Raw genomic sequence first — 11,863 nt, forward strand, 5'->3', positions numbered from 1 at the left:
GCCGTTCAGCTCCCGCCCTGGAGGCCGTCCCAGCCCCAGCGCGGCGTGGGCCCGGGGTCGCCCAGGTCCTCGCCGACCGGTGCGGCCGAGACGTCCCGGGCGATCCTGGTTCCCCAGTCGAAGTACTCCAGCACCCGGCGGCGCAGCAGTTCGTCGTCCGGGAGCTCCTTCTGCACCGCGACGGTCATCAGCTCCATCCAGCGGACCCGCTGCCCCTCGGTGATGGACAGGCCCAGATGGGATCTCAGCAACGCCTGATGGCCGCCGAGTTCGGCGGTGAACCGGGCAGGCCCGCCGAAGATCTCGGCCAGCCAGACGGCGACGTGCTGGATGTGCGTGCGGGTGAAGTCCGCGAAGACGGGGGCGAGCAGCGGGTCGGCCAGCACGCCGTCGTAGAAGGTGTTGCTCAGGCGCCGGAGCGCCTCCAGCCCGCCGACGGCGTCGTACAGGCTCTCGCTCGGGTTCTGCTCCCCGGTCATCGGACCCTCCAAGGTCGGTGTTGCCCCCAGAATGCCCGCCGGCCGGCGCCGGACCGGGCATGTTCGCGGTCGGCTCACCGAGTGGAAGGCGGTGATCCTCTTGGGCGGCAACCGGCCCGCCCGGGCGGCCGTGGCCCGGCGGCCGCCCGGTGCGGGCGGTGCGGGCGGTGCGGGCGGGCGGGCGGGCGGGCGGGCGGGCGGCTTGACCTTGTCACCGGCGGCAGGGTTCCAAGCTGCCGCCATGACGACCGGCAACCAGCCCACGACCCCGTCCGCGCAGCCCGCCGACCGGCTCCGCGACCCCTCCCGCTCCCCCGCCGGCCCGCTCCGGCCGGCCGCCCCGCCCGCGTCACGCGTGGCCGTGGTCACCGGCGCGGGCAGCGGGATCGGCCGGGCCACCGCTCGGGCCTTCGCCGCCCAGGGCGTCCATGTCCTGGCGGTCGGCCGCCGGCCCGGCCCGCTGGCGGAGACCGCCGGGGCGGCCCCGGACCTCATCAGCCCGCTCCCGGCGGACGTCACCGGCGCCGGCGCCCCCGAGGAGATCGTCCGGGCCGCCCTGGACCGCTTCGGGCGACTCGACATCCTGGTGAACAACGCCGGCATCGTCCGTGGCGGCGGACTCGGCACCTACACCCGGGAGTTGATCGACGAGCAGGTGGCCACCAACCTGACCGCCCCCGTCCTGCTCACCCAGGCCGCGCTGCCCGCCCTCGCGTCGGCGGCCGGGGTGGTGGTGAACGTCACCACCTCGGTCGGCCAACGCGGCTGGCCCGGCAACGCGGTGTACCCGGCCACCAAGTCGGCCCTCGAACTGCTCACCCGCAGTTGGGCGGTGGAGCTGGCGCCGCGCGGCGTCCGGGTGGTCGCGGTGGCGCCGGGGGCGGTCGCCACGCCCATCGCGGACCACTCCGGCTTCAGCCCGGAGCAGCAGGCGGCGCTCCGGCGCCGGCAACTCGCCCACACCCCGCTCGGCCGGGTCGGCCGGCCCGCCGAGGTGGCCTGGGCGATCACCCAACTCTCTTCCGCACAGGCATCGTTCGTCACCGGAGTAGTCTTTCCGGTGGACGGCGGAGCCGTCGTGGCCTGACGAAGGAGGGGTGCGGGCCCGTGCAGATCGGCGAACTGGCGCTGGCCACCGGCGCCTCGGCGCGCGCCCTGCGCCACTACGAGCAGGCCGGGCTGATCAGCTCGGAGCGGGCCCACAACGGCTACCGGGTGTACGGGGAGCGGGCCGCCGTCCGGGTCGGCAACATCCGGCGCCTGCTCGCCGCCGGGCTCACCCTGGAGGACGTCCGGACCTTCCTGCCCTGCCTGGACGGTGACGTGACGGCCGGCCCGCCGTCCGCCGAGGCCCTGCGGATCGCCCGCGAGCGGCTGGCCGTCCTCGAAGGGCGGATCGCCGCCCAGAGCGAGGTCCGCGACCGGCTGGCGGCGGCCCTGGAGGGCGCCGGAGCGGGCCTCGCCCGAAGCCTCGCGCCGGAGCAGGCCGGGGCGGACGCGGCAGTGGACGCGGCGGCGGGGGGCCGGCGCGGCAGGGCAGCGGACGCAGCAGCGGTGACCGGCGCGGCGGCGGTGCGACCGTCCGGGTGACGACACCCCCGTTCGGGGGTGTGCAGCGGGCACGGCCGGTAGCAGAGTGAAAGGTATGCAGACTCCACTCTCCGTGATGGACTTCCTCGACCGGGCCGAGCTGGTCTACGGCGACCGGGTCGGGATCGTCGACGAGCCGCTGCAACCGGCCTCGTCCTGGGGCGAGCTCAGCTACCGCAGAGTCGCCGAGCTCGCCCGCGCGCAGGCCGCCGGACTCGACCGCCTGGGCGTCGGCCCCGGCGAGCGGGTCGCGATCGTCTCGCACAACTCGGCGCGCCTGATGACCTCGATGTTCGGTGTCAGCGGCCACGGCCGGGTGCTGGTCCCGGTCAACTTCCGGCTCCGCGCGGACGAGGTCTCCTACATCGTCGAGCAGAGCCGCGCCTCCGTCCTGCTCGTCGACCCCGAACTGGCTGAACCGCTGGCGGGCGTGAAGGCCCGGCACACCTTCGTGATCGGGGCGGAGAGCGACGCCCTGCTGTACGACTTCGACAGCGCGCCGAAGCGGTACGAGATCGCCGAGTCGGACACCGCCACCATCAACTACACCAGCGGAACCACCGCCCGGCCCAAGGGCGTTCAGCTCACCCACCGCAACATCTGGCTCAACTCCGTGCTGATGGGCCTGCATTTCGGCGCCAGTGACCGCGACGTCTACCTGCACACCCTGCCGATGTTCCACGCGAACGGCTGGGGCCTGCCGTTCGCGCTGACCGGGCTGGGCGCGCAGCACATCGTGCTGCGCAAGGTGGACGGCGCGGAGATCCTGCGCCGGGTGGAGCGGCACGGGGTCACCTTCCTGTGCGGCGCTCCCGCCGTGATCGCCATGGTGCTGGAGGCCGCCGCCGAATGGGACGGCCCGGTGCCCGGCCGTGACCGGGTGCGGATCATCGTGGCGGGCGCGCCGCCGCCGACCTCGGTGGTGCAGCGCATCGAGTCCGAACTCGGCTGGGAGTTCATGCAGATCTACGGACTCACCGAGACCTCGCCGCTGGCCACGGTCAACCGGGGCCGGGCCGAGTGGGACGACCTCCCCGCCGCCGAACGGGCCGAGAAGCTGGTCCAGGCCGGCGCCCCGGCGCTCGGCAGCCAGGTGCGGGTGGATGCCCAGGGCGAGGTCCTGATCCGCTCGAACCAGGTCCTGGAGGGCTACTGGGAGCAGCCGCAGGAGAGCGCCGAGGCGCTGAAGGGCGGCTGGTTCCACACCGGCGACGGCGGCACCATGGCGGACGGCTACCTCACCATCTCCGACCGCAAGAAGGACGTCATCATCACCGGCGGGGAGAACGTCTCCTCGATCGAGGTGGAGGACTGCCTCTACGACCACCCGGCCGTCGCCGAGGTCGCCGTGATCGGTGTGCCGGACGAGAAGTGGGGCGAGACGGTCAAGGCCCTGGTGGTGCTCAAGCCGGGCGGGAGCGCCGACGAGGCGGAGCTCATCGCGCACTGCAAGCAGCGGCTGGCCGGCTACAAGTCGCCCACCTCGGTGGAGTTCCGGCAGGAGCTGGCCCGGACGACCACCGGCAAGCTGCAGAAGTTCCGCCTGCGCGAGCCCTACTGGGAGGGGCGCGAGCGGGGAGTCAACTGACCCCGGCGCCAACTGGCCCCGGTGCCGGCCGTCGCGGCCGGGGGCGCGGCCGGGGGCGCGGCAGCCTCAGCCGAGCAGGCCGGACTCCCGCGCTGTCAGGGCGAGTTCGACCCGGTTGCGGACGCCCAGCTTGTGCATCGCGCTCTTCAGGTAGCCCGTGACGGTGTTGCAGGTCAGCCCCAGCTCGGCGGCGATCTCCGGATTGGTCCGGCCGGTCGCCGCCCAGCGGAGCACCTCGTGCTCGCGCGGGGTCAGCCCGGCGGGCGGCCGTCCGCCGCCTGCCGGCTGGCCGTCCGCCGGGCGCCCGGCCGGCGGCCGGTGCGGCGCCGGGCCGCCGGAGCGCGGACGCGGGCGAGGGGCGGGGGGCCGGCCGGACGGCCCGGCCCAGGCCGCGGCGCCGGCCAGCGCGCGGGTGGCGGTGGCGGCGAGGTCGGCGACCGCCCCGATCCGCACGTCCCCGAACGGGACGACGGCGCGCAGCGCCGCGTACACCACGCCGTGCACCGCGCCGTCGTGGAGCAGCGGCACCGTCAGCATCGCGTACAGGTCCTCGGCGTCGACGGCGGCGTCGTGCTCGTGCGAGATGGTGGTGGCGGCCCGGTAGTCGGGCACCCAGGTGGGGGCGCGTTCGGCCAGCGCCCGGCCGCCCAGGCCGGTGCCGCTGGGGACGACCAGGTCGTGCAGCAGGCCGGCCCGGGTGCCGGACCAGTGCCGCAGCACCATCCCGGCCGGGCCGCCGCCCGGCTCCGGAGCCGCCGGAGGGGCCGCGGCTGCCGCACCCGGCGCAGTGCCGTCCCCGGGCCGGGGGCCGGGCCGGTCGGGGACGCCGACCAGGCCGACGTCCACGCCGCAGTCCGCCACCACCCGCCGGGCGAGATCCGCCAGCACGGCGGACCTGACCAGCTCCGCGGCCCGGGCGTCGAGGCCGTCGGCCGCCCGGGCGGGGGTGTCCGCAGCCCTTGTCATCGCGCGATTCTCACACGCGCCGGGACGGCTGGCGAGACCTGTGCGCGGCCTGTTCCGCACGGCCGGCGGGGCCGGGCACGGGGACGGCACCGGGCCGGGCACGGGGCAGGGCAGGGCACGGGACCGGGCAGGCCCGGCGCCGGCGATCGGCACCGGTCGGCACCGGTCAGCCCTGATCCGCTCCGGTCGGTCCCGGTCGCCCCTGGCCCCCGTCGGCCTCCCGCCGTAGTCTGCGGCCGTAGCCTGTGCCGCAGGGACGCGGACCCCGGCCCGCGGACGCCGCCGGGCCGGGCGGTCGACCGGCCCGAGACGAAGGGGAGACGATCATGACGAGCCCGGAGGGCCTGCTGGCCGATCTGCGCGCGGAGAACGCCGAGTTGGACGCCCTGGTGGCCACGCTCTCCCCCGCCGGCTGGGCCCGCCCGACCCCGGCCGAGGGGTGGACGATCGCCCATCAGATCGCCCACCTGGCCTGGACCGACGACTGGACGGTGCTCTCGGCCTGCGACCCGGAAGGCTTCTTCGGCGCGGTCGAGCGGGCCTTCGTCCCGGGCACCGACCCGGTCGGCGAGGGCGCGGCGATCGGGGCGGCCGGGCCGCCCTCCGGGCTCCTCGCCCGCTGGCGGGCCGGCCGCGAGGAGGTGCTGGCGGTGCTGGCCTCCGCGCCGGGCGACGTCCGGCTGCCGTGGTTCGGGCCGCCGATGAAGCCGGCCTCGATGGCCACCGCCCGGCTGATGGAGACCTGGGCGCACGGCCAGGACGTGGCCGACGCCCTCGGGGTGACCCGGGTGCCGACCGCGCGGCTGCGCCAGGTGGCCCACCTCGGCGTCCGGACCATGGGCTTCGCCTTCGTGCAGAACGGCCTGCCCGTGCCGCCGGAGCCGGTGCGGGTCGAGCTGACCGGCCCGGACGGGGAGTCGTGGGCCTGGGGGCCCGAGGAGGCGGCGGACCGGATCACCGGGCCGGCCCTGGACTTCTGCCTGCTGGTCACCCAGCGCCGGCACCGGGACGACTTGGCCGTGACGGCCTCGGGCCCGACCGCGCTCGCCTGGCTGCCGATCGCGCAGGCCTTCGCCGGACCGCCCGGCAAGGGCCGGGAGCCGGCCTCGGGGAACACATCCTCAAGCTGACGATACGTCAATACGACTGACACAAAGCCAAACCACACCTTTCGGGGATGGCGGAGGTTCGCCGACGAATGATGTGATCCCCCCATGCTCTCCACCTTGAGGTTCCGCACCGCCGTCGTCGGCACCACCGCCCTGCTGGCCGCCGCCGGCGGCCTCACCGCCGCCCCCGCGGGCGCCGTCGCCCGCTCCCCCAGCGACACTCCCCCGGTCAGCCAGGCCGTCCGGGCCGGTCCGGCCGAGACGCAGGTCAACGCCTTCTTCGAGGAGTACCGGCTCGCGGTGCTCGGGGAGATCGACGACTCGCCCCGGGCGGTCCGGCAGAAGTACCTCAGCCCGTCCCTGAACCTGGGCCTGGACACCTGGGCGGCGCGCAGCGGCGCCGACCCGGTGTTCCGCACCCGGAGCATCCCGACCGCCTGGTCGGTGCGCGAGGTCGGGGCCGCACCCGGCTACGCCTCGGTCCGCCTCGGCGAGAGCTGGGGCGACGGCACCACCCGTGACGTCCGGTACACCGTCCGGCTGGCCGACCGCCGGATCACCGCACTCGACGACGAACCACCACCCTGACGCCGGCCCACACCGTCGGGGTCGGACTGTCGGGCTCGGGCCGTCGGACGCAGGCCGTCCGGACGCCCTCCCGGGGCCCGCTTCAGGCGAGCCCGCCACCGCGAGACCACGGCGTCACAGGGAGGCGTCGAGGACTTCGTGCAGGCGGGCCGCGAACGCCCGGGGGTGGGTGGTGTTGCCGTTGTGGCCACCGGGGAACTCCACGATGTCCGTGTCCAGCAGGGTGGCCAACTCCTCGGCGCAGCGGTAGTTCCAGGCCTGGCCCGAGGTCCTTCCGGCGGCGGGCACGATCCGGACCTGGCGGGTGGCCGGGGCGGCGAGGTCGGCCGCGCACAAAGTGCTGTCACGCAGCTCGGGGAGGTCGTGGGCCAGGAAGAACTCGATGTTGGCGATCCGCTGCGCGGTGGCCGGCGGCATCGTGAAGCCGGGCTCGGCGTCCATCGCCGAGGGGTCGATCGCGACGGCGGCGGCGATCCGCCGCATGGCGGGCGCCCAGCCCTCGTCACGATGGGTACGGACGATCCCGTCCAGGGTCCGGCGGATGCCGGCCCGGTCCGCGGCCGGGAGCAGGCCCGGCGTGGCGGGGTCGTGGGCGACGAGGGTGTGCACCTGCCCGGGGTGGGCGGCCGCCAGGTGCAGACCGTAGAGGGCCCCGAGGCTGCAGCCGAGCAGCCGTGCGGGCCGGTCGGTCAGCGCGGCGAGCAGGTGGTGCAGGTCCTCGGCGTGGATCTGCGGGGTAACGGGCTGCTCCGGATCGTGGCGGGTGCTCCGCGACAGGCCCCGCCGGTCGTAGGTGGCGACGGTCCAGCGGTCCGCGAGGTGACCGACGAGCGCCTCGGTGCGGTCGGCGTCACCCTCCCCGCTCTGCGCGATCAGCAACAGCGGGCCGGTGCCCCGGAGTTCGTAGTGGAGGGTGGCGCCGGGCACGGGCAGTGCGTTGCGTACGGCGGTGGTCATGGGGCGCTCCCGTCCGGTGGCGGCGGCCTCGGTGGCCTGCCTTCTCCATCACCGTAAAGCATCGAATTAGATGCATCAAGATAGATGCATCTCTCTCGATGCATCTTTCCTGATGTACTCTCCGGACATGAACGGAGTCGACCTCTTCCTGCTGGGCCGCACCCTGATGAAGATCGGCGAGGAGGCCCTCCCGCAACCCGTGGGCGAGCACGGACGCCGCCCCGGCGGCACCCGCTCGGTCCTCGTCGTGCTGAGCGACCTGACGGAGCATCCGGACAGTGCGGTGGGCGAGATCGCGGCCCGCACCGGCCTGCCGCAGAGCCAGGTCTCCACCGCGGTCGCCCGGCTGAAGGAGGCCGGCTCGGTCACCACCGCCCCCGACCCGGCCGACCGCCGCCGCCTGCTGGTCCGGCCGGCCGCCGAACCCTCGCCCCGGGTCGCGGAGGTCCGCAGCGGAACGGTCGACGCGGCACTCGCCGCCGCCCTCGGCACCGACGACCCCGCACGCGTCGAGGAGGTCACCGCCGCCCTGGAGACCCTGGCCCGGCACCTGACCCCGGCCACGCTGTCCCGGCTGCGCGCCTGAAGGCTGTCCCGCCCCGGGAATTCGAACCGTGCTCCGCGGTGGCCCTGGACACGGGACTCGGCCGCAGGAAGGCTTCGGACATGGGAACCGACGAACCGCTGTCCGAGGACGAGCTTTCCGCCATCGAACGGCGCGTCGCCGCCGCCTCCCCGGGCCCTTGGGTCGGTTGGCTGGAGAGCCGGCACGGGATCGGCGGCTCAAGCTTCATCGAGCTCCCCGGTGACGTGGAGGTGGACGACGAGCTCTACCTGACGCGCGCCACCGGCGGCCGCCGGGTCGGCGGAGCGCACGCACAGACCGACGCGGACATCGATTTCATCGCCGGCGCGCGCCAGGACGTACCGCGACTGGTCAGCGAGGTGCGGCGACTGCGGGCCGCCCTGGAGGAAGCGCGGTCGGCCGACTGACGAACCCGTCCACCCCCTTGCCCCCGCTCCGGATCCGTCCCCGGACGACCCCCGGGAGGAGGCGGCCCCGCCCGCCGTCAGCCCGCCGGCCGCAGCCAGGGAGCCAGTGCGGCATCCGTGGCCGCCCGGACGGCGGCGTGCAGCTCGGCCGGGGAGGCGGGCTGCCCAGGGTCTTCGAGGAGGACCTGAAGGGCCGCGGTGACGGCGCCGACGAACGCGCCGGTGAGCGCCGCCGCCCGCACCCGGTCGATCCGGTCCGCGAAGGCCTCGGCCAGCCGGCGCGCGATCTCCTGCTGGGCGTCGAACTGGATCTGCAGGGCGCGGCCGCGCACCGCGGGCACGGTGCGGATCAGTTCGAGACGCAGGGCCGCGAGCGGGCCGACCAGGTCGTCGCCGGTGTCCGGCACGGTGCCCAGTGCACGGAGCAGCACCTCGGCCGGGCCTTCGGCGGGGGTGCGGGAGTCGATGGCCGCGATCACGGCCTGCACCCGGGCGTCGGACTCCGGGAAGAGCAGCTCCTCCTTGCTGGCGAAGTAGCTGAAGAACGTGCGCGTGCCGATCTCCGCCGCCGCCGCGATGTCCGCCACCGTGGTCCGGTCGTAGCCCTGCCGCCGGAACAGCTCGGCCGCCGCGTCGACGAGGGCCTGGCGGGTACGGGCGCGCTTGCGGTCACGAAGGGACATCCCGACACCTTAGCGCCCGATGCAGATCTGCACTTACTGCAAATCTGCACTCATTGCAGAAATGCACCGAGTGCATCTATGGTGGCGTCATGACACCTCGGAGCGTTCTCGTCTCCGGGGCCGGCGTGGCCGGCCCCGCCCTCGCCTACTGGCTGGCCCGGCACGGGTTCCGTCCCACCGTCGTGGAGAAGGCCGCGCACCCGCGCTCCAGCGGGAACCCGGTCGACGTCCGCGGCGACGCACTGCCCGTGGTCGAGGCCATGGGCGTCCTGCCGCAGCTGCACGCCGCCGCCACCTCGGCCACCGCGATGCGCCTGCTGGACGCCTCCGGGCGCACGGTCGCCCGGCTGCCCCTGCCCGGTCACCGGGCGGGCGCCGGGCGGCGGGAGGTCGAGGTCCCGCGCGGCGACCTGGCCGCCGTCCTCCAGCAGGCGGCCCGGAACGAGGCCGAGTTCCTCCTCGGCGACAGCATCGCCACGCTCCGGCCGGACGGGCACGGGGTGGACGTCACCTTCGACCGGGCCGCACCGCGCCGCTTCGACCTGGTGGTCGGCGCGGACGGGCTGCACTCCCACGTGCGGCGCCTCGTCTTCGGCCCGGAGCGCGACTTCGTCCGGCCCACCGGGATCCTGGTCGCCACCCTGCCGCTCGGGGAACCGGCCGGCCATCCGGAGGAGGTGCACATCCTCAACACCCCGGGCCGGCTGGTCTCGGTCCACCCCTCCCGGGGATCCGCCCTGGCCGCCTTCATCTTCCGCCGGCCGGACGTCACCGCCTTCGACCACCACGACACCGGGCTGCACAAGCGGATCGTGGCCGAGTCGCACGCCGGCCTCGGCTGGCGGGTGCCCGCACTGCTCGACGAGGTGGCGAGGACCGACGAGCTCTACTTCGACGCGGTCAGCACCGTCGACCTGCCCTCCTGGTCGCGGGGCCGCGTCACCCTGCTGGGCGACGCCGCCTCCTGCGTCTCCCTGCTCGGGGACGGCTCCAGCCTCGCCGTGGCCGGCGCCCACACCCTGGCCGCGGCCCTGGCCGCACACCCGGGCGACCCCGCCGCCGGGCTGGCCCGCTACGAAGCCGCCCACCGCACCCGGGTGACTCCCCGGCAGCGCGGCATCAAGCGCTCGGCGGCCCTGCTCGTCCCCGCCACCCGGCTCGGCCTCGGCACCCGCAATCTCGCCGCCCGTCTCGGCTCCGTGGGCCGTTCCTGACACCCCTTGCGCCCCGGCCCGCACGGGCCCGTGTCAGCCCCCGTCGGCCCCCGTCGGTCAGGCCGGTCAGCCGGAAGCGGCGTCCCGCGACGCCGCCAGGGCCCGGCACCGGGGCCCCGCCACCCGGAACGCCTGGAAGCCACGGGTCAGAGCCACTGGGCCCAACCGAAGGTCAACAGGTAGCTGCGGCGCACCAGATCGCGGCCGCGGACCCCGGCCGCGAAGCGGCCGGCCAGCAGCGCGCAGAACAACGCCAGGAAGGCCGACAGCACCAGCGCCCCGGGGCCGACCCCCTTGAAGCAGCCGACGGCCACGGCGACGGCCAGCACCAGGCCGAGTCCGACGTGCGCGTCGCCCAGGCCCGCCCGGAGCGCCTCCCGGCCGGCCCCGCGGGCCTCCCGCAGGTCCTGCTCGTAACGGGCCCGGGCCGCGTCCGGATCAGCCGCGGAGCCCTCGGGCCACTCCTGCCGCACCACGTCCGCCTCCTCGCTCGTGCCGCATCCCCACCCGCACCGGCCTCCGCCGGTTCCTCCCCCGCCACCCGCCGGGACGCGGCCCGGACGGCCGGTCCGGGCTCAGCGCCACTCCTCCATCCGTTCCACCGCCGCCTTGGCCTCGCGCAGGTCGGCACCGGTGATCTCCCGGTAGGCCTTGATCGCGTGGATCTTCTTCCCGTCCCGGACCAGGGCCTCCACGGGCCGGAGGGCGGGCTCGACGCCGCCGTCGCCGGGGCGGGCACCCAGGTGATCGATGATCAGGCCGAGCCGGCGGTCCATGTCGGTGAGCCTGCGGTCCATCCGGCGGAGCCTGCTCTCGATGCCGGAGACCAGCATTCCGAGGGCGAGGACCAGGACGAGAACGATGATCAGGGCAGTGTCCATGGTCGGCGATTCTAGCCAGCACGCCCGGGCCTCCCCGCCGGGAGGATCCGGGAGCCGGCCTCCGCGCGGGCTCGGAGCGACCGGGCGAGCCGGAAGCCGAGGTCGTCGATCCGCAGGGTGGGGTGGCTCTTGCGGCGGCAGGAGGCCCGGCAGGAGCGGGGCCGGTCGTAGGCGCCGCCGCCGCGGAACACCCGGTACGCGCCGTAGACCCGGGGGTCGTAGAGGTCCCAGCACCACTCCCAGACGTTGCCGATCATGTCGTGGAGCCCCCAGGCGTTCGGCTCCCGGGTGGCGACCTCGTGCACCTCGCCGCCGGAGTTCCCCTCGTACCAGGCGATGGCGTCCAGGTCGCCGGGCCGGACGTCGGTGTTCCCGGCCCGGCAGGCGTACTCCCACTCCGCCTCGGAGGGCAGGCGGTAGCCGTCGGCCTGCCAGTCGCAGCGCACGTCCTGCGCGTCGGGGTCCTCGCCCTCGGTGTAGCAGGGCCGGAGTCCGGCCTGCCGGGAGAGCAGGTTGCAGAAGCGGACGGCGTCCTGCCAGGAGACCTCGGTCACCGGCGTCCGCGCGCTCGCCCCGGCCCCGGGCGCCCGGCCCAGCACGGTGGCGTACAGCTCGCGGGTCACCGGGTGCGGGGCCAGCCGGAAGGCGGCGACCGGGACCGTCCACTCGGTCAGCGTGCCCTCGTCCCGCAGGACGATCTCGCCGGCGGGCAGCGCGATCATGGGCGGGGCGGCGGTCCGGGGCGGCGTCGGCCCGAGGCTCATCACAGCCTCCTCCTCTGGTCGTTGCGCGGTCGATCGGGGCGCGGGGGCACC

Annotated in this window: 14 protein-coding genes and 1 pseudogene; 8 read left to right on the forward strand and 7 right to left on the reverse strand. The window is 75.4% G+C overall.

The features are described 5' to 3' along the window. Positions 1-5 precede the first annotated feature (5 nt). Positions 6-479, reverse strand: a complete 474-nt coding sequence (locus IE329_RS31815) for a group II truncated hemoglobin (protein ID WP_190214488.1) — start codon at positions 477-479, stop codon at positions 6-8. A 241-nt stretch (positions 480-720) separates the two neighbouring features. Here IE329_RS31815 and IE329_RS31820 point away from each other — a divergent pair, with 241 nt between their 5' ends. From IE329_RS31820 to IE329_RS31830, 3 genes and pseudogenes are all read left to right on the forward strand, one after another. Beyond that, entirely contained in the window at positions 721-1,566 is an 846-nt protein-coding gene (locus IE329_RS31820; RefSeq protein WP_190214489.1) for an SDR family NAD(P)-dependent oxidoreductase, read from the forward strand. A 20-nt stretch (positions 1,567-1,586) separates the two neighbouring features. Beyond that, positions 1,587-1,931, forward strand: a pseudogene (locus IE329_RS31825) (MerR family transcriptional regulator); the annotation flags it as partial. A gap of 193 nt (positions 1,932-2,124) precedes the next feature. Continuing rightward, on the forward strand, positions 2,125-3,657 hold the full coding sequence (locus IE329_RS31830; RefSeq protein WP_190214491.1) for an AMP-binding protein: 1,533 nt from the start codon (positions 2,125-2,127) through the stop codon (positions 3,655-3,657). Between the two features lie 66 nt (positions 3,658-3,723). On the opposite strand, the gene IE329_RS31835 is transcribed toward IE329_RS31830, so the two are convergent. Then, positions 3,724-4,623 (reverse strand): LuxR C-terminal-related transcriptional regulator, encoded by a 900-nt coding sequence (locus tag IE329_RS31835; RefSeq protein ID WP_190214492.1) that lies wholly within the window; start codon positions 4,621-4,623, stop codon positions 3,724-3,726. A 326-nt stretch (positions 4,624-4,949) separates the two neighbouring features. Between IE329_RS31835 and IE329_RS31840 the strand changes: the two genes are divergently transcribed. Together IE329_RS31840 and IE329_RS31845 are read left to right on the forward strand one after the other, a co-directional pair. After that, positions 4,950-5,753: a TIGR03084 family metal-binding protein gene (locus tag IE329_RS31840; protein ID WP_190214493.1), complete on the forward strand. Its 804-nt coding sequence runs from the start codon at positions 4,950-4,952 to the stop codon at positions 5,751-5,753. An 84-nt stretch (positions 5,754-5,837) separates the two neighbouring features. Continuing rightward, positions 5,838-6,320: a hypothetical protein gene (locus IE329_RS31845; RefSeq protein WP_190214494.1), complete on the forward strand. Its 483-nt coding sequence runs from the start codon at positions 5,838-5,840 to the stop codon at positions 6,318-6,320. Between the two features lie 114 nt (positions 6,321-6,434). Here the strand turns inward: IE329_RS31845 and IE329_RS31850 are convergent, their stop codons facing one another. Beyond that, positions 6,435-7,277 (reverse strand): alpha/beta fold hydrolase, encoded by an 843-nt coding sequence (locus IE329_RS31850; RefSeq protein ID WP_190214495.1) that lies wholly within the window; start codon positions 7,275-7,277, stop codon positions 6,435-6,437. Positions 7,278-7,404: 127 nt separating this feature from the next. Between IE329_RS31850 and IE329_RS31855 the strand changes: the two genes are divergently transcribed. Both IE329_RS31855 and IE329_RS31860 read left to right on the forward strand, forming a co-directional pair. Then, positions 7,405-7,863, forward strand: coding sequence for a MarR family winged helix-turn-helix transcriptional regulator (locus tag IE329_RS31855; protein WP_190214496.1), 459 nt, complete (start codon positions 7,405-7,407; stop codon positions 7,861-7,863). 80 nt (positions 7,864-7,943) lie between these two features. Next, on the forward strand, positions 7,944-8,270 hold the full coding sequence (locus IE329_RS31860; protein ID WP_229927931.1) for a hypothetical protein: 327 nt from the start codon (positions 7,944-7,946) through the stop codon (positions 8,268-8,270). A 77-nt stretch (positions 8,271-8,347) separates the two neighbouring features. Here IE329_RS31860 and IE329_RS31865 read toward each other — a convergent pair whose 3' ends face one another. Continuing rightward, on the reverse strand, positions 8,348-8,953 hold the full coding sequence (locus tag IE329_RS31865) for a TetR/AcrR family transcriptional regulator (protein ID WP_190214497.1): 606 nt from the start codon (positions 8,951-8,953) through the stop codon (positions 8,348-8,350). Positions 8,954-9,042: 89 nt separating this feature from the next. Between IE329_RS31865 and IE329_RS31870 the strand changes: the two genes are divergently transcribed. Next, positions 9,043-10,167 (forward strand): FAD-dependent monooxygenase, encoded by a 1,125-nt coding sequence (locus IE329_RS31870; protein WP_190214498.1) that lies wholly within the window; start codon positions 9,043-9,045, stop codon positions 10,165-10,167. A 146-nt stretch (positions 10,168-10,313) separates the two neighbouring features. Here the strand turns inward: IE329_RS31870 and IE329_RS31875 are convergent, their stop codons facing one another. The 3 genes from IE329_RS31875 to IE329_RS31885 all read right to left on the reverse strand — a co-directional run bounded on the left by IE329_RS31875 (position 10,314) and on the right by IE329_RS31885 (position 11,812). Continuing rightward, positions 10,314-10,643: a hypothetical protein gene (locus tag IE329_RS31875; protein ID WP_190214499.1), complete on the reverse strand. Its 330-nt coding sequence runs from the start codon at positions 10,641-10,643 to the stop codon at positions 10,314-10,316. Positions 10,644-10,742: 99 nt separating this feature from the next. Next, positions 10,743-11,048: a ribosomal protein L7/L12 gene (locus tag IE329_RS31880; RefSeq protein ID WP_190214500.1), complete on the reverse strand. Its 306-nt coding sequence runs from the start codon at positions 11,046-11,048 to the stop codon at positions 10,743-10,745. A gap of 11 nt (positions 11,049-11,059) precedes the next feature. Beyond that, positions 11,060-11,812: a formylglycine-generating enzyme family protein gene (locus IE329_RS31885; protein WP_229927932.1), complete on the reverse strand. Its 753-nt coding sequence runs from the start codon at positions 11,810-11,812 to the stop codon at positions 11,060-11,062. Between the last annotated feature and the right edge of the window lie 51 nt (positions 11,813-11,863).

Source organism: Kitasatospora indigofera, assembly GCF_014655955.1.
Classification (GTDB): domain Bacteria; phylum Actinomycetota; class Actinomycetes; order Streptomycetales; family Streptomycetaceae; genus Kitasatospora; species Kitasatospora indigofera.

What these genes read in the sequence shown, in the direction of transcription:
- IE329_RS31815 (WP_190214488.1), bottom strand. Translation starts at nt 479, where the DNA reads ATGACCGGGGAGCAGAACCCGAGCGAGAGCCTGTACGACGCCGTCGGC.
- IE329_RS31820 (WP_190214489.1), top strand. Translation starts at nt 721, where the DNA reads ATGACGACCGGCAACCAGCCCACGACCCCGTCCGCGCAGCCCGCCGAC.
- IE329_RS31830 (WP_190214491.1), top strand. Translation starts at nt 2,125, where the DNA reads ATGCAGACTCCACTCTCCGTGATGGACTTCCTCGACCGGGCCGAGCTG.
- IE329_RS31835 (WP_190214492.1), bottom strand. Translation starts at nt 4,623, where the DNA reads ATGACAAGGGCTGCGGACACCCCCGCCCGGGCGGCCGACGGCCTCGAC.
- IE329_RS31840 (WP_190214493.1), top strand. Translation starts at nt 4,950, where the DNA reads ATGACGAGCCCGGAGGGCCTGCTGGCCGATCTGCGCGCGGAGAACGCC.
- IE329_RS31845 (WP_190214494.1), top strand. Translation starts at nt 5,838, where the DNA reads ATGCTCTCCACCTTGAGGTTCCGCACCGCCGTCGTCGGCACCACCGCC.
- IE329_RS31850 (WP_190214495.1), bottom strand. Translation starts at nt 7,277, where the DNA reads ATGACCACCGCCGTACGCAACGCACTGCCCGTGCCCGGCGCCACCCTC.
- IE329_RS31855 (WP_190214496.1), top strand. Translation starts at nt 7,405, where the DNA reads ATGAACGGAGTCGACCTCTTCCTGCTGGGCCGCACCCTGATGAAGATC.
- IE329_RS31860 (WP_229927931.1), top strand. Translation starts at nt 7,944, where the DNA reads ATGGGAACCGACGAACCGCTGTCCGAGGACGAGCTTTCCGCCATCGAA.
- IE329_RS31865 (WP_190214497.1), bottom strand. Translation starts at nt 8,953, where the DNA reads ATGTCCCTTCGTGACCGCAAGCGCGCCCGTACCCGCCAGGCCCTCGTC.
- IE329_RS31870 (WP_190214498.1), top strand. Translation starts at nt 9,043, where the DNA reads ATGACACCTCGGAGCGTTCTCGTCTCCGGGGCCGGCGTGGCCGGCCCC.
- IE329_RS31880 (WP_190214500.1), bottom strand. Translation starts at nt 11,048, where the DNA reads ATGGACACTGCCCTGATCATCGTTCTCGTCCTGGTCCTCGCCCTCGGA.
- IE329_RS31885 (WP_229927932.1), bottom strand. Translation starts at nt 11,812, where the DNA reads ATGAGCCTCGGGCCGACGCCGCCCCGGACCGCCGCCCCGCCCATGATC.